The organism is Bacteroides sp. AM54-2NS (assembly GCF_003602935.1).
In the GTDB taxonomy this organism is placed as follows: domain Bacteria; phylum Bacteroidota; class Bacteroidia; order Bacteroidales; family Bacteroidaceae; genus Bacteroides; species Bacteroides xylanisolvens.
The window spans coordinates 74,927-95,691 of sequence record NZ_QTMZ01000003.1 but is presented as its reverse complement, the minus strand read 5'-3'; the positions used below and the strand labels follow the sequence as shown (position 1 = coordinate 95,691).

The window sequence follows — 20,765 nt, the reverse complement described above, 5'->3', positions numbered from 1 at the left end:
TATGAAGCGAATTTCGTTTAACACTACTGATGCTGACATCTTCCTTCGTATAGCTAAAGTCGCTAAGAGTGGAACTTTTGACGGCTCCGCGCATACTGATTATCTGGAAAGCTGCCGGTGGTTTGTAGAGCGATATGATTGTATTATCATTCTTACTCGTGATGTTGGATATCATACATCTGGATGGTGGAAGAATCCAGACTACGAACGTTGTTATCATTTGTCTATCTCTTTTCCGGGTGGGCGAGATATTAGGAAGTTAGAACACATTCTGGAAAAGTTCTTCGGGAATAATCGTCGTTTATTGTGGTGTGAACCTCCATATAGTAAACAGGGTAAACAGGCAGAAGTGTATCATTATCGTTTGTTTTGTAATGAGAATTGGCAACCAATAATGCCGCGCGGAGAAGTCTATTCTAAACAGTTTACCGAACGGGGATGGAAATCATATTCAGAACTACATGGTAGAAATCAATAACAAATAGTAATCATGAGAAAAGAACAAACCAAAGTTTATGTATTGATGCTTTCGAAGGAGTTTCCTAAAGAGCATCCGAAAGCCGGAGAACAAACCGGATTTAAAGAAAAGTTAGAGCTGGCGTTGAAAGCGCAAGAGCAAGCAGAAGAATGTGCTACCTGCGGTGGTGACTGCAAAACTTGCTATTGTCCTCCGGTATCTGGGATGATGAAAGTACACACTATCCGAACCAATTTAGAACGTTGGTCGGATATCATGCAAAAAGTACAGGAAGGGAAAGCTGTTATCTCTGTCCGGCAATGGAAAGGAAGGCCCTACGAAAAAGGGAATGTCCAGGTAGAACTTTTCCGTCTCGGCAAAGATGATGGCGTAGGACTTCAAACCTTGAGTGTCATGGAGTATACCGATGTCGGCGACGGGATAGAACGTGCAGTTTATTGTATCGACGGGAAACCAATGCCGATGCTTACTCTGAAACAAATAGCGGAGAACGACGGGCTGACTGTTGAAGATTGGAAAGCGTGGTTTACTGGAATAACATTCGACAAGCCGCTGCCGATCATACACTTTACCAAATTTAGATATTGATTATAAACCATTAAAATTTACGATTATGCAAGACGTAGAGAAAAGTTTAAAACCTCTTCAAGAGGGAATTATTAAAGAATCCGGATTAGAAGTACTTCACAACAACTTGAAGTCAGAAGAAAAACCGACTACAGTAAAACTGAATCCGGCAATCATTGTTCCGGTCCCATTGAAACGAAAACGATTAAGCGATGAATTGATTGAGGAACTGAATGCCACCTACGAACGTCCGGCCATCTGTAAAGATAAACATGGAGAGTACAAAGAAGGTGCTTTCCTACACGGTTCCAATTTGGTTATGACAAGTATATTAGAAGGACGTTGGCATCTGACTGTGAAATCAGATAAACCGCTTTCAATCTATGAAGTAAAAGCTGCACGGTATAAGTTTATTCCGGACGATGCTTACATGACACTTGTTTTCCCAAAAAGGTCAGAACTTGAAAAGTTTACTTCTCCACACAGTATGCAAATGATAGAGATTCAAGTCACCCAAAAAGAATAATTTTTGAGAGGGGGGGACTATAGGGGGGGAGAGGTGGTATTTTGTATAGTTTAAAAAGATAGTTTGAAGATGATTAAAAAATACGCTTTTGTTATCGGCATAGATACCGGAGTAAATACCGGAGTTGCCACATGGAATGTTACTGCAAGAAAGTTTGAGTTGATAAAGACTACCGCAATTCATAAAGCAATGATGTATGTGATAGAAATGTATAAAACGTACGGAGGAAGTATGTTAGTTCGTGTTGAAGATGCGCGATTAAGAACATGGTATCAATCTAGTTATAAGACAAGAGAAGAAGAAAGGGAAATGCTGCAGGGGGTTGGATCAGTTAAACGTGATGCTAAGATATGGGAGGACTTTCTAACTGATATTGGTATACCCTTTGAAATGATTCATCCTAAGGATTCAATAACTAAAGTCAATGCTCTGACATTCAGGAATATAACTAAATACGATAAACCGACGAATGAACATTCTCGTGATGCTGCGATGCTTGTGTTTGGGTATTAGACAGTAGGTTGATATTGGATATTGTGCGTTTATTAGACGATTTTTCTTTTAAAGATACGTTTAATAAACGCACTTTCTTTATATTTGCCAAGTAGTTACAGATGTTACATCTTAAAAATTAGTGTGAAAATGGAAGGATTATCAAGTTTAGAGGGTTGGGCTCTGATTGCGACATACTTTGTTGCTATGATGATGCTCGTTGTGTTCCTACGAAAACACAAAAAGACGAAAGAAGAATTTTTGGTTGCTAACCGATCTATGCCGTGGTTGCTTACAGCTTTTTCAATGGCTGCTACCTGGGTGTGGGCTCCGTCGATGTTTGTTGCATCGGAAAAAGCATATACGCAAGGTTTAGCCGGTGTGTTTTGGTTTGTAGTTCCGAATGTTCTTACATTGATTCTGTTTGCTTTCTTTGCCAATAAGATGCGTAAGCTCCGGCCGATGGTTGGACATTCTCGGATTATATTCGTGAGAAGTATTCGAAACGTTGCCATAATCTGTATCTCATTGAATCGTTCGGGCTGCAGACGATGAGTTTTGCCGTTCAGCTGCTGGCCGGAGCAACCATCTTTTCAAAGATTACAGGAATATCGTTTACAGCAACTACTATTGTCATGGCTGTATGCCCGCTTTTGTACACATTTGCAAGCGGGATTCGTAGCAGTATCGTTACTGACTTCTGGAAGATGCTTTGGATCGTGATTGTTTTATTGCTTGGATTGCCTATAATGTTTTCAAGTGCCGGACCGGATGCACTGTTTAATGGTCTAGGTGGTATCACCGGAGATTTTGGTAGTTTATTCTCTGCTACCGGAATAATGGTGGCCCTGTCTTTTGGTATTCCTACAACAATCGGTCTGTTGTCCGGAACCTCGGGGACCAGATGTTCTGGCAGCGGGTGTTTTGTGTGAAAGCTGACAAAGTGAAGCGCACAATGATAACCGCTGCCTTTATTTTTGCCGTTGTACCTATTTCTTTGGCTGTATTTGGCTTTTTTGCAGCCGGAACAGGTTTGGCTATATCCGACACACAACTGACAAATGTAGGGGCTGTGATGGCTTTCTGCCCTAAATGGTTCTTATACCTGTTCTTTGTGCTTATACTTTCCGGACTGATATCAACCGTTGATAGTATTATTTGCGCAGTGAGTTCCGTTGCCGGACATGACGTAGTGAAACGGTTATCCATGAATGAGAAATGGCATGGTCGGATTCAGAAGAATATTTTTCTTTTTATCCTTTTTGCCAATGAAGTACGTGCAGCCCGATTCGCTATGATTGTTGTTACTATCATCGCTATTCTGATAGCAAACATTCCCGGTCTAACGATTTTATATCTTTTTTTGCTGTATGGGACCCTACGTTCCTCGGTAATGCTCCCGACGGTGTTCGCTATTCTCGGCAAAAGAATGAGCGAAAGAGGGCTGTTTTACGGCATCCTAACGAGCATGATTGTAGGTTTACCAATATTCGCTTATGGGAACTTCACAGGTAACATTCCGATGATCGTATTCGGTTCTCTTTTCACCATCCTGGCATCAGGGATTATGGCAGTTCGTCGTAAACCTTTGCAGCGTGGCTCAATGGAAGTGGCTATAAAGATAGACCGAACCGATATGGACAAACGTATTGCAGAGATAAAAGCGGTACATGGTGAATACTTAGCTTGTGCAGAAAAGATGGAAGCTCACATTCGTACATTTAGAGCATTGACCGAATCTGCAAGAGGAACAGCAAGGGATATAAGAAAATCAGTTTCTCAATACAAACGGTTACAGGGGAAGAAGTCACTGAATAGAAAAAAATCACGTAGAAAATGAGAAAGCTATTTATCATCATTACATTGATTGTTGTGTCGTTGGTAGCCAGAGCGCAAGTTTACGACGGTATTACTCAACCAACCAAGTTCCGGATATTCATGCCGGTTACTACTTCTCTGCATGATAACGGTTCTACCGTTGCTCCTTTTGTCGGCTATCGGGCAGATGTTGCGAAGTGGTTATCTGTTACTCCAGTCTTTCAATACAACATGAATACCGAAGCTGTTTCCTTTGGCGCATGGCTGAATGTGAACTATCAGCAACGGTTTTATCTTTTGGCACGTTCAACGTACAATACGAAAGAAAAGATGTTCACCGAAACATTGTCCGGTACTATAAAACTCCCTGCTGGGTTCATGATCGATGCGACTTGGGATAATTTGTACAATGGTCGGAAGTTCATGGACGGTGACCGTCTGCAGGTGCTTGGAGGTCTGGATTATGGACGATTCGTTTTTAATGCCGGATATTCTATGCGTGCGCTGCCTGGATTCGTGACAAACATCCGGTTTAGGGTGACAAAGTATAATTGGCTACAACTGAAATACGATGAAGGTGCAAGAGCTTTCATTACGAGTGTGGCTCTACAATTCAATGAGCTATGAAAGCGGTTCTGGGTAAAAAGCAAACATCATCGCACACTGACTGGCTTCGTGTATTCTCCAACATCGAGCAATATGTATCGAAGCAGGAAACGGATAATCTGGTAGATCGCTTAGTCGAGCAGGTGAAGCCACATATCCACGGCAAACGTGTTGCTTATGCTTGGAGTGGTGGAAAAGATAGCATTGCTCTTGGTTTTATAATGGAACAGGCCGGAGTACATGACTGTTTGCTCGGGCGTTGTAATCTGGAATATCCAGCTTTTATGCAATGGATAGACAAACACCGACCGGTAGGACTGGAAATTATCAACACGGGGCAGGACCTTAGATGGTTGGCATCTCATCCAGAGATGTTGTTTCCGAATGATTCATCTTTGGCTGCAAAGTGGTTTAGCATCATCCAACATCGGGCGCAAGATGCCTATGTGAAGAATCACAAAACGGATATTCTTTGTCTTGGTCGAAGAATACAAGATGGGAACTATGTAGGGCCAGGTGGAATGTACACCAATACAAAGGGTATCACCCGTTTTTCTCCTATTGCCGATACCAGGCATGAGGAAATTCTTGCGATCATCCATTATTATCATCTTCCAATGCCTCCGATTTATTCTTGGCCGCGTGGCTTTCGTGTTGGTACACATTGTTGGGCTTCACGCCAATGGTGTGGTAGCGTAGAAAATGGTTTTAGGGAAGTTTACGAAATAGATAGTAGCTTGGTAGAGGAAGCTGCTAACTATATACCTTCTGCGAGGCAGTTCTTGCAGGAGAAAGTTTAATCAATCAAATTTTGTGTAGGAATGAAAAGGAAGTTAGAAACAAAGAAAGTACTCCTGTCAGAGTTGAAGGAGTTTCCGGGTAATCCAAATGTGCATCCGGAGGAACAAGTGAAGGCTATTGCCGAAAGTATGGAACGATACGGGCAGTATTATCCGATCATCGTTGATGAAAACATGATGGTTCTTTGCGGTCATGGCAAGAAAAAGGCTTTGGAATATCGTGGAGAGAAAGAGGCTTCTATTACGGTCATGTATGGTTTGACTGACAAAGAAAAGAAAAAACTCGTTCTGGAAGACAATAAGATTCAGACAATGTCTCATGTGAATTTTGGGGACGTGGAGAAGATTATTAAAGAAATTGGAGATGTTGATATTATCGGCTTTACTCCAGAATATCTGGATGCGATCATCAATGAAGTTAGCACTGATAATATGGGAGTGAATTTTGCGGAACCGGTAAAGAAGGAGCAGCAGTTCACATCAGAGAAAGAGGTTGCCGACATTCAGGAAGTCGATGAAATTGAAGCTGGCATGCAAACAGCCCGTACAATGGTGTGTCCGCATTGCGGCAAGGAGATAACAATTTAATCATAGGACTATGGATAAGAATGTTGATTTATTCAAACCACTTCGGGAAATTCAGTTTGTAGACCGGGATAAGGTGAAGCCGAATGACTATAACCCCAACAAGGTTCTGGAAAAGAATCTGAATCTCCTTATGCAAAGCATATTGACGAATGGTTTTTGTTTTCCCATCGTAGTGCGTCCGGACTTTACGATCATTGACGGGTTTCACCGTTGGCTTGTGTCCGGCAGGGAACCGCTAAAGACAATGCTCGGCAATAAGATTCCTATTGTAGTAGTGGCACATAAAGACGAAAGTCAAGACATGTATGGTACTGTCACTTTCAATCGTGCCCGTGGTACTCATCTGCTTGAACCAATGGAAAATATAGTGAAAGCTCTATTGGAGAAGGGAAAAAGTGTGGATGAAATCTCTAAGGAAATAGGGATGAGTAAAGAAGAAATCTTCCGGCTATCAAAGATTGACAGGGAAGAGTTTCTAAAGCTCATTACCCAACGTGGTACGCAAAGATTTAGTAAAGCCCAAATCATTCGCAGATGTACGTAAAGGATTTAGATATTAACGTTGTTGATGCTACCGAGCGTAGGATTCTCGAAGCATTCAATAAGAATCAAAAAGTTGCCGTCAGTTTCTCTGGCGGCAAAGATTCTATATGTATGTGCGATATGCTGATAAAGACAATGCAGAAATATACAATTCCGTTTAGTCGCATTATCGTAGTGTTCTTTGACGAGGAAGCCATTTATCCAGATGTTGAGCAGATTGCACTTGAATGGCGCTCACGTTTCATGTCCTTGGGGGCAAAGTTTTATTGGTTCTGTTTGCCTATACGCCATTATAATTGTTGCAATAGGTTAGCGAATGATGAAAGCTTTATCTGTTGGGAGCCAGGCAAAGAAAGCGTGTGGGTGAGACCTATGCCTAAGTTTGCTATTCGCAATCACTCGATGTTTCGTATGGGGATGTCATATCAGGAATTTGGGGCGAAGATTTTTAAAAGTGTTCCTCAAATGATAGGTCTAAGAATGGCAGAATCTATTCAACGCCGACAGTCCATAGCATCAATCAGGATTTCTACATTTCTTTATCCAATATACGATTGGCGTGATAATGATGTTTGGCTGTATATCAAATTGAATAACCTTACTATTCCTATGACCTATATCTACCTGTATAAGACAGGTGTACCGTTGAATAAACTTCGTATTAGTCAGTTTTTTAGCATTGATACAATCAAGTCATTACCCAAGGTTATGGAGTTCTACCCGGATTTGTATGAGCGGGTGATTCGCAGAGAACCAAATGCAGACCTTGTTATGCTTTATTGGGATACTGATATGTTCCGGAGTTCTAAGCAAGACCAGAAGTTTGAGCAAGATAAGGAAAAGGATTATCGGGTCATATTCCGAGATACAATGAAAAAGGCCGCTTTACATCCAGACTTATATCCTGGTTATAAATTGGCTAAACATCTTTATGTTAAAATGTCCGGTAGGGAATCTTCAAAAACGTGTCAGTTGTCTTATCAGTTATTGATAGCGGGGGACCCGAAGAAACGTTCCTATCGTGCTATTTTAGGGGCTATCTATAGAGAGAGGGGAGGAGGAATATAAAATGCCTAAGGCCGAAGAGGACATTCAGAAAGATAAAGAAAAGTTGCTCGATTCATTGAAGGAATGTAGCGGTATTGTCACGTTTGCCTGTGAGAAGGTTGGACTCTCACGGCAGACGTTCTATCGTTGGTATCGTGAGGATGCGGAATTTAAAGAACGTGCCGATGCTATCAATGAATTGCAGATCGATATTGCCGAGGCCTCCCTTCTGAAAAAAATACAGAAGGGAGATACTACGGCTATCATATTCTATCTGAAAACCAAAGGCAAAAGTAGAGGATATACAGAACGTAAAGAGATTGTCGCCCCTGATGGAGTGGGGGTACAAGTAACAAGCAAAGACTTTGATGTGTCGAAGTTATCGGAGGAAGAAAGAAAAGTATTGTTGGGTATTGCAGAAAAGCAGGATAAAGCAGCAAAAGAGTGAGTTTGGGACAGGTAGATATATTGAGCATGGCAAGAGCCGTCCAGGCGGATGAATGTAGGAAATCCTTTTTCTACTTCGTGAAAACGTTTTGGGCGGTTATTATACCGGAAACTCCGGTTTTTAATTGGCATATTCCGTATCTGTGTGAAGAACTTCAAGAGCTATCTGGCTATATCGTACGCAGAGAGAAGAAGCCCTATGACATAATTATCAATATTCCTCCTGGTTCTACCAAATCAACTATTGTCACAATTATGTGGCATGCATGGCTTTGGACGCAGGATGCACGGTTGAGGATTATTTCAAACTCTTATTCGGGTGACTTGTCGTTAGAACACGCTTCGAAGTCGAAGGACATCATCACTTCTGACTTGTATCGTACTTTGTTTCCGGAAGTGGTGATAAGACACGATAAGTCCGGTAAAGGTAGTTATGAGAACATAAAGGGAGGCGCCAGATATTCTACTTCGACAGGTGGTACAATTACCGGAAAGCACGCGCATGTGATTATCAACGACGACCCTGTAAATCCCAAACAGGCGGAGTCTCCTGCAATGAGATTACAGGCGAATGACCATACTAAAACGCTTTCGTCCCGTAAGGTTGACAAAAAGAATACTCCGATGGTAACTATTATGCAAAGATTGCATGATGATGATGTGACGGGGTATCTGCTGAAAAAGAAAAAGGATAAGATTAGGCATATATGCCTACCAGCAGAAGTGTCGGAGAGGGTGAATCCTCCGGAGCTGAAAGAACGTTACATTGACGGGCTTCTGGACCCTGTACGTATTGACAGGGAGGTGATAGATGAAGCAAAGATTGACCTCGGTAGTCGTGGGTATGCCGGACAGTATGAACAGGCTCCTTCGGTTGAAGGTGGTAATATTGTCAAAGCAAGTTGGTTCGGGCATATTCCTTTATCGCAATTCCTCGCTATTCGTGGCGGTGTTCCGATTCACTTCTTTCTCGATACTGCCTATGATGAGAAAAAACAGAAAACGGACAATGACCCGTCCGGAATACTTGCTGCATGTCGGATACAGAACTGTTTGTACTTGTTCCATGCGCAAAAGGTCTGGAAGGAGTTTCCTGAATTAATGAGGTTTATTCCAGATTATGTGCGGGCACATGGATATGATAGCCGGAGCACGATCAGAATAGAACCGAAGGCAAATGGTATAACTGTCATTCAGGCAGTAAAGAAGTACACTAAACTGAATGTAACCAGGACACCAGCACCAACGGACAGCAAGGAAGTGCGACTACACGGTGTCTCGCCTAAAATAGAGTGCGGCCGGGTGATATTGGTGGAAGGTGATTGGAACGAAGAGTTTATAGATGAGGTGAGCCAGTTTCCGGCAAAGACACATGATGAGTATGTAGATATTCTGGTTTATGCAATCAATTATCTTCTGGATGATGATTATGCGGAATTATCAGATGAAGATGAAGAATATATTTTAAGTGCTTTAGGTGGTTAATTTTTAATGTTGTAATTATGGGATTGTTTAATTGGATTGTTAATGGTGTGAATGCGGCTGTTGGTCGCAATCAGGAGTTTGAACAGTTGTTGAAAGCTAAGGATGTGAACCGCGCGCTTTCACAAATGACGGATAACTCTGCAAAGGTTGAAGCTGCTTTGAAGGTATATGATACCCAGCAGCATGAGGTGATGAATAGGCCGAATAAAGCGGTGTTTGGTAAAAAAGACCCTGCATCGGGTAAACGTAAGTTTCTACGTTGGGAAGAAAAATGGAAGATACCTATTCCCTATCCGGTTTTTATCAATGAGATAGCTCTAGTATTCTTGTATGGTCGTCCTCTGAAATGGACGCAATCATCTAAGGGGACAGACCGGGCTTTTTCCAGATATATCGATTTGATTAAAAGTACCCGATTCAATGCGAAGGTTCGCGAAGCAAAACGTCTGGCAGGCGCGGAAGGGCAAAGTGCGTTGCTCTTTCATACTTATCGGAACGATGAAGGCAAGCCGGATTGCCTTATCAAAGTCGTAGCCAGAAGTCTGGGTGATGATATATATTTCCGTAAAGACCAATCGGACGAATGATGTGCTTTGCACGTGGGTATAACTTACAGGAAGTAGGCGGTGAAATCAAATATCATGTTGATATACATACAAAGAATATGATATATCACTGCAAACGTGCTCCTATGGGTTGGGATATTGAGGAAGAGGTGAATCTTGCAAAGAAGATATGCGTGGTTCTTTTTGAGCAGGAACCGGAGTGTGCTGGTGTTGAACCTATGATGCACCGTAAAGAAATGATGGTAAGCCGTAGAGCCGATGTCAATGATCGTTTTTCTGATCCTGCTTTAGTTGCTGATGCGGATATTGTTAATTCTCTTCCGGAAAAAGGTGAGGATAGCAAATTTTTTGCTTTGAAACCTTCGTTAGACGGTTCTAAAAAACCGGATATGAAATATCTGACGTGGGATAATGCACCGGAAAATCAGAAGCAAGAAGCGGAGGAGTTGGACGATAAGATTCATCGTTTCACTTTCACCCCTAAAATAGACTTTGATACGATGAAGAGCCTTTCCCAGATTTCGGCTAAAGCATTGAAACAGCTTATGCTTTTGGCTGTAATCAAGGCAGACAGACATAAAGAAAGACACGATGAGTATGCAGATCGTATAGCTAGTGTCCTTATTGCTATAATTGGTAACGTTCTGGATATTTCTCTTCGAGGTGAGTGTGATAACTTGGTCGTGGAACATGAATTTCAAGAACCGTTCGGAGAAGATATTGAAGCCGTATTAAAAAATCTGATCTCAACTAAAAATGCCGGTGGTATGTCTGATGAAACATTTATCGAAATGAATCCGATCATCAAGGATGCTAATCTGGAAAAAGAGCGTTTGAGAGCCCAACATGAGCAAGAGTTGCAGGAAGAGAAGGACCGGTATAAACAAGATATTTTCGGTAGTGCAGAATAAAAGGCATGGCAAAGATTGATGAGAAGAAGTATAAACGGGCATTACTCCAACGTACCGAAGGATATGCTGCAAGCGTCCGGGTAATCTACCTGGATGTGATGGAACGGCTTATCTCTTTAGCGTTGGAGGTAGAGCCAATCCACGACCCTAAGAAGCCTTTTTCTTTCACAGACTATCCTACTATATCGGATAAGGCAAACGTCCTGCTACGGGAATTATATACCCGCGTATATCAACAAATACGATCTGGTGTCATTAATGAATGGGAGCAGGCAAATTTGAAATCGGATGAACTTGTTCGGTCCGTGTTCGGTAAGAAGGTCGTGGATAACGAGCATTTTGCTCGCTACTTTGGGCGTAACAAGAAAGCTATGGATTCTTTCTTTGCACGAAGGTCCGGAGATGATGGATTGAACCTGTCTCAACGTATTTGGAAATATGAAGGGCAGTTCCGGCAAGAAATGGAAATGTCTATTGATTGTTGTATCGGGCAAGGAATGTCGGCAAATACGATGGCGGCAAAGGTGAAAAAATACCTGAATGAGCCGGATAAGCTATTTCGACGAGTTCGTGATGAACGGGGAGAGCTTGTTTTATCAAAGAACGCGAAAGCTTATCATCCGGGGGCAGGTCAATATCGTAGTAGTAGCCGCAATGCTCAACGTTTGGCACGGACGGAGCCTAATATTGCATATCGGACAGCCGATCATGAAAGGTGGGCCCAACTTGATTTTGTTGTAGGGATTGAAATAAAACTCTCAAAGAATCATCCGGAAAAGGATATTTGCGATAAACTAGCGGGAGTATATCCAAAAGACTTCAAGTTTACGGGATGGCATTCTAACTGTATGTGCCATGCGATTAGTGTACTTGCTTCGGATGATGAAGTAGATATGCTCACTGATAAGATTCTTGCCGGAGAGGATACAGCGGGATTCAAATCGGAAAATGAAGTTACTGAACTGCCAAGTGAGTTTTATTCATGGATGCAGGAAAATGAGGGGCGAATTGAAAAGGCAAATAACCGTGGCACTCTTCCATATTGGATAAAGGATAATCCGCAATATACAGGCGTGAAAGTTGAAGCGATGAACACCGGCGAACGGATGGAGATTCGTAAGAAGTCAAAGGAGAAATATCAATCTTACGGGGAAGAATGGAAGAAAGCATATTTTGATGAGTATAGTGGTGGTTTTACTGTCTATCATCAGGAACACCAGTTCACCAACACTGAAGGCGGTGGTGATGCTGAAAAGATGGTTGGTAAGCTATTAGCAAAGAATAATGGAAAACAGGTAGAGTTCCTGCCGGAGAATGGTAAAGGCAAAAGTGTACCTGACTTAATGTTCGACGATCATACGTGGGATGTGAAATACATTGATAATGCCAATGAAAATACTATTCGTAAATACATGAAGGATGCTCGGAAAGCTGATCGGGCAATATTCTATTTTACGAATGATAAGTACCAGGAGCTTCGTTCTGCTATTAATCGGGAGGTCGGACGCTTTAAAGGTATGGATAGGATAGGGGAACTTCCGGACGTCTACTACATGGATAAAGAGGGACTGCTAAAGCTGTTGTGGAAGAAGTAATTATTATTTTTGAAATTGATTAGTTTTATTTTTATCTTTGTAAAAAAGAAAAAAGTATGGATGGAGTATTATCATGGAGTGCTATTGGTGCTCTTATAACATTTGCTATTCAACAAGTGGTTAAAACTTGTTTGGATATTAGAAAAAGTCGCTCTGAGATTGTTTTTAGTAAATTACACCAAGAACGTGCAGAGGTTGTTAAACAGATATTTCAGAAATTGACAATCTTGCAGCAAACTTTAATTGATTTAACTAGTATGGTGCAAATTGCAGACAAGAGTGAATCAAAAGAGGATATTCAAAAAAGGTTGAATAGACAATTTAATCAAGCATATATTGAAGCATTGAATTTCTTTTCTTTAAATAGAATTTTTTTATCACGTGATTTGTGCAAAAAAATTAATGATTTGTTATCTGAAATCAGAGTGACTGCTCTGGATTATGAATATTCATGTAGTACAATAGAAGGTGGTATTAAATGTAATAGTAAAGAATTGATTGCGAATGGAACAAAAGAAAAACGGCAAATTAGAGAACAAGTACGTAATGAACTGTCTGATTTGTTGGATGAATTGGAAGATAAATTTAGACAACTCCTCGGAGGGGATAAAATAAGCTGGTGGCAAAAGATAAAACATCAATTAATGAGACTATATAGTTATATCTCTAGGAAAAAAGAACATTGAAAATGCAATTTTACTTTTTGTAGTAATATTATTAATTATTGCTTATACGAAAGACATACGGAGTGATATATTTAGTAAGAGTAACATAAAGGCTATGTAATTCTCTGATAGAACGAAAATTGAATATTAAAGATAAACGTTCATAGTCGTTTTTAAAGAAGTCTTTTGATATTCCATTCATGGAGTGAATATTATTATAAAAGACACATCTAGAGATACTGTCTAAGGTTGAAATTAACACTTCGTCTTCAAATATAATATTGGGAATATTATTTATTTTATTGATTTTCTCAAATATACTTTCTGCTGTATAATTCAAGCTTTTAGCGTCAGTACTTATGGAATATGCATTTTGAACCAATACATTTTGATCTATTTCCATATCAAATGAGCAGACTGTTTCGAATTCAATATGAGTTCCCTTTTTTATTTTTGAAAATTCTTTTACTGGTATTTTTCTATAATATTTGTCCTTAACTTCTAGGGAGTAGATTTTAGCTACATACGCTAGCACTATCTGCATATTATTAGCTATATAAAGCAAATCACTTGATATAATACTTCTAATGACTTTTTCCTTTCTTTTCTCTGGTTTGTACACTAGGATATAGTAGAAGAAAGTACTTGTAATAACTCCGATACTAAGGTCTACAATTAAACTGTTTATTTTATCTATCTTGTCTACAGGATAGTTGCATTCAAAAGATGGAATCCAACCAAAAACGATTTGGATCAATAGAATTATCGAGACGATATTGAGTATTGCTAAAATTATATGCAGTTTCTTCATGTTTAGATTTAAATTAAAAAATGGGCGGATTATTGCTCCGCCCGGGCTGGTGCAGAAAGCGGGAACATAACTTCCCTCACTCTTTCCACAATGCAAATGTATGAAATATCTCTGAAAAACAAAAGGTTATTCTGACTTTTCCTTTCTTATTAGTGCTCCTAGCCGGATGGTACATTTATCGTTGCTGTACGGCTTTTCCTCTAGGTGAAATTTAGACTTTAGATAGCCGTAGCTTATTCCTAGCTGTTCAGCGGAGAAAGTGTCGTAGATGGCAGCTTGTGAGCCAAAATAGAAATGCTTCTCCGATTTTCCATCTACTTCTATCGGTTCAGAGAGTTCTACGTGATATACTTTACTTGTCTGCTTCATTTTGTTTCCTGTATTCTTCAAAGATTTCGTTAAATGATTCTATGTAATTTATGTTATTGGAAAATGTAATATAATTCTCTTCTGTATTCTGTGCAACATAAGAACTTGATTCTGATGGATAGATGAACTTTGATATGAAGTTATTTCCACTACTGAACCAGCTCAAACTCGATATATGATTCACGCCGAATAATGCTATTAATTGTTTACTACTTTGGATGAGCATCTTTTCGCGCGCTTTCGCATTTAAATGACTGCTCTCTGCAATCGTTTTAGAGCTTCTCCTAAATCAGAAATGAATTTAGTCCGAGTTGCTTCATCGTTGAAGGCTTTTCTTATTTCCCTTTCTATAGCTCCGGATTTATCGTTTCCTCTTATATAGTTTATTTCTCCGGGTCTGTCAAGTGGAAGAGTAAACTCTGCACCTTTGTATTTCTTTTCATTTAGAATTTTATGAATGTGTACACCTGTACCCCATTCAAATGCTCTACCACTGCCACTATCGTGATTATCAACTCGAATTGTTTGATTTTTTAATATGCTTGCAAGTTTCTTCATGTTACAATGTTTTTCATTTTTGCAAATTTAGTTCAAATATAAAGTATCTGATAGAAATTTTCCAAATATTATTAAAGGTAGCCCGAAGGCTACCGATTAAACATCCCCCCACAATTTAACTGCAAGATCATAATTCTTTTGAGCCTCGTTTACTGCTTTTTTTGCGTATGGCAAAGAGAAAGAGTGCTCACGTGGGTACTTGCCGGATTTCAATCCTGCGTGGTATTCTTTTGCTTCTTCAAGTTTATGCTCGTATAGGTCGATGCTTTCCGGCATAGACAGATTAATGGTGTTGGCTCTTTTCTCCCAATACTTTGCTTTGTTTTTATGTTCATAAGCCTTATCGCTGAACTCTGCACATTTACCCATATTGTTCCAGGCATCATCTATCATTTTACGATGTCCTCGTTCGCTATGGTGTCCTACTTTGATAGGCTCGCCTAAAGAAAGGAAATCTCGATGTTTGTTTGATCTTTGAAAATACTCATTACTCTTTTGCGCTGCTGATGCAGCCCATTCATGACGACGTTCTGCTCTTTGCTTTGCCCATTCTTGAACATTGAACCCGTCAGCTCTAACAATGGAGTAATAGTAAAAACCATCTTTCTCAAACATTAAGTTAAACACTATGCTCTCATTCTCTTTACCATATTTAGTCGATACCAAAATAGTTTCTCCTTTTTCGTGTTGTTCACTGCACTTTGCCAAAAACACATTTGGCACAAATTTACTATATGTATTCATAATTAAGTATGTTGGGCAAGGCTTCCACCCTGCTGTTTAAACTTATATTGCTGCTTTCAATTTTTTTATATCTCTTATTAGTTTTTCTTGCCTTGCTACTTCATTATCTACCATTCCGTCAAGACCTATACTTGCATACCATTCTGCATTATTGATAGCCTCTTCTAACGCTCTCTCTTTTTGCTCAATCATTTTATTGATAGCTGTTTTATCACCGATTTCAATTAATATCTCTAATTCTGTCTTTTTAACTAAGATGCAGGTTGCTTTCATAATTTGGTGTATTGTGCAGAGCTTTCGCCCTGCTGGTTAATAACATTTGTTTAATTCGTGTTGCTTAAATCGAAATCCACTAATGATTTGTATTGCTTCCTCAATTGGAAAAGACATCGACCAATCGCATGGTAATCCGTGGTCCCCGTGAGGGTCTATAAAGTGAAAGCACGCACCGGAACCATCTTTGTAAAACTCTACACTTAAACATTTGCCATTATTAAGGGCTTCACGAACTTTTTCTATTCTTTCTTTCTGTGTCATAATCAGTTGCGTTAAATGGTTAATAATACTTTTCTGTATAAATTATAAATATATGCGTTTAATAAACTCTTTTATTAGTTGCAAATATATATCATATATTTAATATATGAAAGGATTGTATTCGTTTTTTTTGAATTATTTCATTGTTTGATATGTAATTATCTAAAATATTGCAAGTTGTGGCTGTGAAAAATAAACGAGTTTAATAAACACACTTTTGAAATAATTTATATCTTTACCGCAAATTAATCAATTTAGATATGAAGAAGAAACTTTTAGAAGCGTTGAAAACCAAATTTGTGGGTGTTGACGAAGCCATTCTGGAAAGAATGGCAACTAAAAAGGCGGAAGGTGTGACGGATGAAAGTCAGATTACGGGAATTGTAGACGGCATCAACTTTCAAGACGTAGTTAAATCCTACGGGGACTACCGGGCTAATGAAGCAAATGTTTCCTCTATTAAAAACTATGAGGAAAAACACGGTTTAAAGGACGGGAAACCAGTAACAGCAGGTGGTGAAGGTGCAGATGGTAACAAGGGAGGTAAGGCGAGTTATACAACGGAAGAGTTGGATAGCTATTTTACTTCAAAGTTGGAAGCTGCAATTAAGCCTTACAAGGATGAGATTGAAACTCTTAAAAAAGATAAGAGCCAGACTGATCGACAAACTACCATATCTAATGCGATGAAGAAACTGGGATTGACAGAGGATGAAATGCAGTTCGTTACAGTACCGGATGATAAGGAGCCAGAAGAATATCTGACTGGTTACAAGCAACATCTTATCACAAAAGGCTTGAAACCTGCAGAAGACAATGGGTCGCAAGCGTCTGATTCACAGGTGCAGGATGCTGTGGCTGCTGACTGGTTGAAATCTTTAGGTGTTCCAGAATAGAACGTTTAATGTTTAATTTACAAATGACATGAAATTTAGAAAAAAGCAAGTTGGTGGATTTCGTCCTATCTGCACTGGTTCTCCGGCTATCGGAGTAGTAGGTGGATTTAATCTGAACAAGGAGAAGGTCAACTATCCGGTTGGCGTGATTATTCCTTCTGCTTCTCTTGCCGAGTATGATGAAACATCGTCCCGGCAAGTTGTCGTGTTGAAAGCATCTCGTGTTGTAGCTATCGATGCAACCGATGCGAAGAAAGTCTCTTTGCAAAATGATGAATTCCTTTCTCCCATCTTCATGGTAGGGGATCATGTTGCAATGAACGATTCCGGAAACTTTGAGGATACTGTAAGTATCACGAAGATTATTAATGATCGTAACGGCTTTGTCGTCGTGCTTGATAAAGCTATTGCTGGCTTGAAGGTTGGTGATGCTTTGTTTGAAGTGATTGAAGGAACTGCAGAGGGTGAAGGTAAGGCTCCGGCTGTTTTCCCTATTGAGCATCCGCAAGGAATTACTGTGGGGGCTGAACCGATGGGAACTTATATCGGTCTTGACGAGGTATCTGTGGATGTTGCTATCAATTCTAAGGGAGAAATGTACTACAAAAGACGTATTCCCCCTATTCCGGAGAAGTTCATTCAAGGAATGTGCTTGAAAGACAACCCCAACATTCAATTCACTGATTCTTACTAAGAAAGGAGGCTATAAATGAAATCTATTTTTTCGACTTTTAAAATCAATGACGTAAAAACAGGGAAGCCTATTGACTTGATCGGCACGATGCAGATCATGTTTGATAAGGCGACTCTGGAAAATAAAACGCTTTGGGAACAGACCTACGTTGATCGTTGGTTCGATTTCCGTCCTCCTCAACTGGGTTTGACTGCCGAAGGTATCATGGGGAAATATAGTGTTCGTATCCGTGCTTCTATCATCGGAAACGATGCTGATACTCCATTACGCGCTGGTAGAGGGTTTGAATTGTGGAACGGTGAGATTCCCCGTGTAGGCCACAAGTTCAAAACGGATGCGAAGACATTGCGTACCATGTTGATGGTTTACGAAAATAACCGTATTAATCCTGTTCAGAAGTTAAAGGAAATTCAGAAATGTTTGTTCGGTGATTACAAAGATGCTTATCTCGGTTGCAAAGATGTGGCGGATGAAATTATTCTGAAAGCACTCTCTGGTGGTGGTATGGCTATTTTCGACCCGGCTATTGATAATCCGGAAGGACGTAAGTATCTGGTTGATTATGGTATGCCAGAAGAAAACAAACAGATGGTTGATTCTGATAAGGAATGGACCGAGGAGAACATTGATAATGCGGCTATCGATGCAGTACGTATCTGCAGAAGATTGTTTATGAGTATGCCAATAAAGGCGTTACTTTCGATGCGTTGTTGATGGCTCCTGTTATCAAGTATTGGATGATGCGTAGTATCGGTTTACGTACCGGCTATCTTGGTAAAGATAAGAATACCCGTTCTCTGACAGAGGATGAATTCTCGGCTTATCTGAAATCCATGAAGATTCCTAATATCATCGAAATCAATAAACGGACTGCTTACCAGAAAGACGGTATTTCTACCAATATCAATCCGTGGGATGATAATGTAATTGTATTTATTCCTAAAACGGATGATGGTAAGCTTGGTGAAGTACAACCTGCTTTCGAGGACAATGCTATTATGCCAGACCCATCTGTTCAATACACAGATGCAGGAGATGGCATTCGTATTGCAAAATGGACTACGGGCGAATCTACAGGACAACAGGCCGCAGAGTATACACAAGGCTCTTGGCGTGCAGTTCCTATCATCTCATGTATTAACGCTATCGTTAATCTAAAGGTTAGAAATACGAATGTCGAATATCCCGACGGTGAAGAAGTTCCCGTAGGCTAAAATTCTCTGTATGAAACTCGTAGTAATTAAAAAGTTCCAAGATAAGGAGACAAAGAAGCTTTATCAACCTGGCACAGAAATTACCCATTTTAGTGATGAACGTGCAAAGGACGTAATCAGGCGAAAACTTGTAGTTGAGGTTAAACCGGTTCTTACAGACATTGATATGTCTAAGGGGGCAAAAGAAGTTATCTCACAGATTGCTGATTTTGCCGATGTCGAGAAATTGAACGGCTATCTGAATGCTGAAAGTGCGTTAGAGAAGCCTCGTGTAACTGTCGTGAATGCTATTCAAGCAAGACTGGAAGAATTGAAGAAATGACAAATTCGGAGGTATTCATAGCTAAGTGTTTGCACTACAATCCTTCTCCGTTAACGGTGAAAGATTTGTTGGATGATGTGGGGTTGAAACCGGAAGACGATTGCACAGATAAGAGGAAAGTTGTGTCTGCCGTACTTTCCTACTTATCAGGAATGCGTACCTTGTCTTCTGAAAGTGAGGCTGATTGTTCCAACTCGTATGATATTGTCGGCTTGACAAAGCACATATCGATGCTTTGCAAACAGTTTAGTTTCGATACCTCCGAGTTTCTTTCTGGTGATGTGACAGAGATTGAGGACGGTTCTTGTATGTGGTGATATGTGGTATGAAGATAAAATAGAGTTGTATGTTCCAGGTGAAGGCTCCCATGATGAGAACTTTAATCCGGTGCGGATTCCGGAATCATGGTTTCCCCTTGGAGACTGTAAGATTCACGGGAATTCGTCTGCAAAGACTGTTCCGGCTGCCGATGGAAAAGACTTCGTCTATAGCTATCAGATTACAATGTATGTTCCTGCGATTATCCCGGTGCTGAATGACAAAGTGCGCATAACTAAAGCTGACGGTTCTATTTCCCAAAAGGTAATGACGGTTGCCGGTTGTGGCACTACGAAAAGAAAGTTGAGCATATTCCTATGAGTTTGAAACGTACAGGTGATTGGAACAAGGTCACATCGATATTTGATCAGGCCGTTAAACGTGTCGAGCAAGCGGTACTTTTCAATTTATATGTAATCGGTGAAGGTTCGGTAAATCATGCTCGCGAACATGGCACGTATAAAGACCGTACAAGCAATTTACGGAACTCGATAGGTTATGTAATTGCTTACAATGGTGAAATCATAGAATACGGCTTTAAAAAGAGTGCAGGGATAACGGACAAAAAGGCTTTTCATGCTGACTATAAGATTCAGGAGATGATTGGTGATTCTGGTTTTGATTTGATAATTGTAGCAGGTATGAATTATGCCAGACCTGTAGAAAACCGAGGGTATGATGTACTATCATCTACTGAAAAGTATCTGAAACGGGAAGTGCAAACTAAGATTAGGAGGATTCTTTCTAAAGCGGGATTTAATCAATGACAGGACAACAGGCTATAACTGAAATTTGTAAAATACTCGCAGCCGGAAATGTTGGCGTGCGGATTTTCAAGAACAGGAGAGAGACTAATTTCTCTGGTTCTGAATACATTGTAGTCAATCATCTTTCATTTCCGCAAGAAAGCGGTCTGCAGTACGGTTATGCTAATATCAACATTCATGTGAAGGATGCAGATACAGGCGAACCGGATAGCGGAAGGATAGACCATATTTCAGCGCTTGTTTTGCCTCTGTTCAAAGAAACGGAAGATGCCGAAGGAAATATCTATACAGCTCGTTTGGGTGCTGAATTCTCTCTTTATGATGATTCGTTCTTTCCTGATGAAGACGGGACGAGTTATCAGAACTATAAAATCAAAGTATCGTATTACAATTAAATAAAT

The 20,765-nt window shown here is 40.2% G+C and carries 32 protein-coding genes; 27 read left to right on the top strand and 5 right to left on the bottom strand.

Annotated elements, in window-relative coordinates; genetic code table 11:
• Nucleotide 1: 1 nt before the first annotated feature.
• The 18 genes from DXA05_RS02730 (at nucleotide 2) to DXA05_RS02650 (ending at nucleotide 13,155) form a co-directional block, all read left to right on the top strand.
• Nucleotides 2-478, top strand: a complete 477-nt coding sequence (locus DXA05_RS02730) for a hypothetical protein (protein WP_128858750.1) — start codon at nucleotides 2-4, stop codon at nucleotides 476-478.
• 12 nt (nucleotides 479-490) lie between these two features.
• Nucleotides 491-1,066: a hypothetical protein gene (locus DXA05_RS02725; protein WP_122136355.1), complete on the top strand. Its 576-nt coding sequence runs from the start codon at nucleotides 491-493 to the stop codon at nucleotides 1,064-1,066.
• A gap of 25 nt (nucleotides 1,067-1,091) precedes the next feature.
• A complete protein-coding gene (locus DXA05_RS02720) occupies nucleotides 1,092-1,571 on the top strand; it encodes a hypothetical protein (protein ID WP_122136354.1) in 480 nt (159 codons plus the stop codon).
• Between the two features lie 69 nt (nucleotides 1,572-1,640).
• Nucleotides 1,641-2,084: a hypothetical protein gene (locus tag DXA05_RS02715; protein ID WP_122136353.1), complete on the top strand. Its 444-nt coding sequence runs from the start codon at nucleotides 1,641-1,643 to the stop codon at nucleotides 2,082-2,084.
• A gap of 129 nt (nucleotides 2,085-2,213) precedes the next feature.
• Nucleotides 2,214-2,618 carry a hypothetical protein gene (locus DXA05_RS02710; protein WP_128858749.1) on the top strand — a complete coding sequence of 135 codons (405 nt, stop codon included), beginning with the start codon at nucleotides 2,214-2,216 and terminating at the stop codon, nucleotides 2,616-2,618.
• Nucleotides 2,549-2,995, top strand: coding sequence for a hypothetical protein (locus DXA05_RS02705; RefSeq protein ID WP_128858748.1), 447 nt, complete (start codon nucleotides 2,549-2,551; stop codon nucleotides 2,993-2,995). Before DXA05_RS02710 ends, DXA05_RS02705 begins: the two co-directional genes overlap by 70 nt.
• The gene (locus DXA05_RS02700; RefSeq protein ID WP_165861467.1) at nucleotides 2,992-3,903 is read left to right on the top strand and encodes a hypothetical protein; all 912 of its coding nucleotides are present in this window, start codon (nucleotides 2,992-2,994) and stop codon (nucleotides 3,901-3,903) included. The genes DXA05_RS02705 and DXA05_RS02700 overlap by 4 nt, the downstream gene beginning before the upstream one ends.
• On the top strand, nucleotides 3,900-4,508 hold the full coding sequence (locus DXA05_RS02695; RefSeq protein ID WP_128858746.1) for a hypothetical protein: 609 nt from the start codon (nucleotides 3,900-3,902) through the stop codon (nucleotides 4,506-4,508). Before DXA05_RS02700 ends, DXA05_RS02695 begins: the two co-directional genes overlap by 4 nt.
• A complete protein-coding gene (locus DXA05_RS02690) occupies nucleotides 4,505-5,287 on the top strand; it encodes a hypothetical protein (protein ID WP_122136350.1) in 783 nt (260 codons plus the stop codon). The genes DXA05_RS02695 and DXA05_RS02690 overlap by 4 nt, the downstream gene beginning before the upstream one ends.
• Nucleotides 5,288-5,308: 21 nt before the next feature.
• Nucleotides 5,309-5,875, top strand: coding sequence for a ParB N-terminal domain-containing protein (locus DXA05_RS02685; RefSeq protein WP_122136349.1), 567 nt, complete (start codon nucleotides 5,309-5,311; stop codon nucleotides 5,873-5,875).
• A gap of 10 nt (nucleotides 5,876-5,885) precedes the next feature.
• Nucleotides 5,886-6,419 carry a ParB N-terminal domain-containing protein gene (locus DXA05_RS02680; protein ID WP_122136348.1) on the top strand — a complete coding sequence of 178 codons (534 nt, stop codon included), beginning with the start codon at nucleotides 5,886-5,888 and terminating at the stop codon, nucleotides 6,417-6,419.
• Entirely contained in the window at nucleotides 6,410-7,486 is a 1,077-nt protein-coding gene (locus DXA05_RS02675; RefSeq protein ID WP_128858745.1) for a hypothetical protein, read from the top strand. Before DXA05_RS02680 ends, DXA05_RS02675 begins: the two co-directional genes overlap by 10 nt.
• A 1-nt stretch (nucleotide 7,487) precedes the next feature.
• Nucleotides 7,488-7,913, top strand: a complete 426-nt coding sequence (locus DXA05_RS02670; RefSeq protein ID WP_122136346.1) for a hypothetical protein — start codon at nucleotides 7,488-7,490, stop codon at nucleotides 7,911-7,913.
• Between the two features lie 26 nt (nucleotides 7,914-7,939).
• Nucleotides 7,940-9,397: a phage terminase large subunit gene (terL, locus tag DXA05_RS02665; RefSeq protein ID WP_128858744.1), complete on the top strand. Its 1,458-nt coding sequence runs from the start codon at nucleotides 7,940-7,942 to the stop codon at nucleotides 9,395-9,397.
• 17 nt (nucleotides 9,398-9,414) lie between these two features.
• Entirely contained in the window at nucleotides 9,415-9,984 is a 570-nt protein-coding gene (locus DXA05_RS26940) for a hypothetical protein (RefSeq protein ID WP_284515382.1), read from the top strand.
• The gene (locus tag DXA05_RS26935; RefSeq protein ID WP_284515381.1) at nucleotides 9,981-10,874 is read left to right on the top strand and encodes a phage portal protein; all 894 of its coding nucleotides are present in this window, start codon (nucleotides 9,981-9,983) and stop codon (nucleotides 10,872-10,874) included. The genes DXA05_RS26940 and DXA05_RS26935 overlap by 4 nt, the downstream gene beginning before the upstream one ends.
• A gap of 5 nt (nucleotides 10,875-10,879) precedes the next feature.
• Nucleotides 10,880-12,469 carry a hypothetical protein gene (locus DXA05_RS02655; RefSeq protein ID WP_128858743.1) on the top strand — a complete coding sequence of 530 codons (1,590 nt, stop codon included), beginning with the start codon at nucleotides 10,880-10,882 and terminating at the stop codon, nucleotides 12,467-12,469.
• Nucleotides 12,470-12,525: 56 nt separating this feature from the next.
• The gene (locus tag DXA05_RS02650) at nucleotides 12,526-13,155 is read left to right on the top strand and encodes a hypothetical protein (protein WP_128858742.1); all 630 of its coding nucleotides are present in this window, start codon (nucleotides 12,526-12,528) and stop codon (nucleotides 13,153-13,155) included.
• A 31-nt stretch (nucleotides 13,156-13,186) separates the two neighbouring features.
• On the opposite strand, the gene DXA05_RS02645 is transcribed toward DXA05_RS02650, so the two are convergent.
• The 5 genes from DXA05_RS02645 to DXA05_RS02625 all read right to left on the bottom strand — a co-directional run bounded on the left by DXA05_RS02645 (nucleotide 13,187) and on the right by DXA05_RS02625 (nucleotide 15,889).
• A complete protein-coding gene (locus DXA05_RS02645) occupies nucleotides 13,187-13,945 on the bottom strand; it encodes a hypothetical protein (protein WP_128858741.1) in 759 nt (252 codons plus the stop codon).
• A gap of 126 nt (nucleotides 13,946-14,071) precedes the next feature.
• The gene (locus DXA05_RS02640) at nucleotides 14,072-14,314 is read right to left on the bottom strand and encodes a hypothetical protein (protein ID WP_284515380.1); all 243 of its coding nucleotides are present in this window, start codon (nucleotides 14,312-14,314) and stop codon (nucleotides 14,072-14,074) included.
• 246 nt (nucleotides 14,315-14,560) lie between these two features.
• Nucleotides 14,561-14,872, bottom strand: coding sequence for a hypothetical protein (locus tag DXA05_RS02635; RefSeq protein ID WP_128858740.1), 312 nt, complete (start codon nucleotides 14,870-14,872; stop codon nucleotides 14,561-14,563).
• A 96-nt stretch (nucleotides 14,873-14,968) separates the two neighbouring features.
• Entirely contained in the window at nucleotides 14,969-15,616 is a 648-nt protein-coding gene (locus DXA05_RS02630) for a DUF3560 domain-containing protein (protein WP_128858739.1), read from the bottom strand.
• Nucleotides 15,617-15,658: 42 nt separating this feature from the next.
• Nucleotides 15,659-15,889 carry a hypothetical protein gene (locus DXA05_RS02625; RefSeq protein ID WP_128858738.1) on the bottom strand — a complete coding sequence of 77 codons (231 nt, stop codon included), beginning with the start codon at nucleotides 15,887-15,889 and terminating at the stop codon, nucleotides 15,659-15,661.
• A gap of 524 nt (nucleotides 15,890-16,413) precedes the next feature.
• Here DXA05_RS02625 and DXA05_RS02620 point away from each other — a divergent pair.
• From DXA05_RS02620 to DXA05_RS02580, 9 genes are read left to right on the top strand one after another with little or no spacing between them, the layout of a single operon-like run.
• Nucleotides 16,414-17,049: a hypothetical protein gene (locus DXA05_RS02620; RefSeq protein WP_128858737.1), complete on the top strand. Its 636-nt coding sequence runs from the start codon at nucleotides 16,414-16,416 to the stop codon at nucleotides 17,047-17,049.
• Between the two features lie 28 nt (nucleotides 17,050-17,077).
• Nucleotides 17,078-17,743 (top strand): hypothetical protein, encoded by a 666-nt coding sequence (locus DXA05_RS02615; protein WP_128858736.1) that lies wholly within the window; start codon nucleotides 17,078-17,080, stop codon nucleotides 17,741-17,743.
• 15 nt (nucleotides 17,744-17,758) lie between these two features.
• Nucleotides 17,759-18,457 carry a hypothetical protein gene (locus tag DXA05_RS02610; protein WP_128858735.1) on the top strand — a complete coding sequence of 233 codons (699 nt, stop codon included), beginning with the start codon at nucleotides 17,759-17,761 and terminating at the stop codon, nucleotides 18,455-18,457.
• Nucleotides 18,457-18,957 carry a hypothetical protein gene (locus tag DXA05_RS02605; RefSeq protein WP_165861466.1) on the top strand — a complete coding sequence of 167 codons (501 nt, stop codon included), beginning with the start codon at nucleotides 18,457-18,459 and terminating at the stop codon, nucleotides 18,955-18,957. The genes DXA05_RS02610 and DXA05_RS02605 overlap by 1 nt, the downstream gene beginning before the upstream one ends.
• 10 nt (nucleotides 18,958-18,967) lie before the next feature.
• Nucleotides 18,968-19,279: a hypothetical protein gene (locus tag DXA05_RS02600; RefSeq protein ID WP_128858733.1), complete on the top strand. Its 312-nt coding sequence runs from the start codon at nucleotides 18,968-18,970 to the stop codon at nucleotides 19,277-19,279.
• Nucleotides 19,276-19,596: a DUF6706 family protein gene (locus tag DXA05_RS02595; protein ID WP_128858732.1), complete on the top strand. Its 321-nt coding sequence runs from the start codon at nucleotides 19,276-19,278 to the stop codon at nucleotides 19,594-19,596. Before DXA05_RS02600 ends, DXA05_RS02595 begins: the two co-directional genes overlap by 4 nt.
• 1 nt (nucleotide 19,597) lies before the next feature.
• Nucleotides 19,598-19,918, top strand: coding sequence for a hypothetical protein (locus DXA05_RS02590; protein ID WP_122136334.1), 321 nt, complete (start codon nucleotides 19,598-19,600; stop codon nucleotides 19,916-19,918).
• A complete protein-coding gene (locus DXA05_RS02585) occupies nucleotides 19,915-20,364 on the top strand; it encodes a hypothetical protein (protein ID WP_128858731.1) in 450 nt (149 codons plus the stop codon). Before DXA05_RS02590 ends, DXA05_RS02585 begins: the two co-directional genes overlap by 4 nt.
• The gene (locus DXA05_RS02580) at nucleotides 20,361-20,759 is read left to right on the top strand and encodes a hypothetical protein (RefSeq protein ID WP_128858730.1); all 399 of its coding nucleotides are present in this window, start codon (nucleotides 20,361-20,363) and stop codon (nucleotides 20,757-20,759) included. The genes DXA05_RS02585 and DXA05_RS02580 overlap by 4 nt, the downstream gene beginning before the upstream one ends.
• The last annotated feature ends 6 nt before the right edge of the window (nucleotides 20,760-20,765 follow it).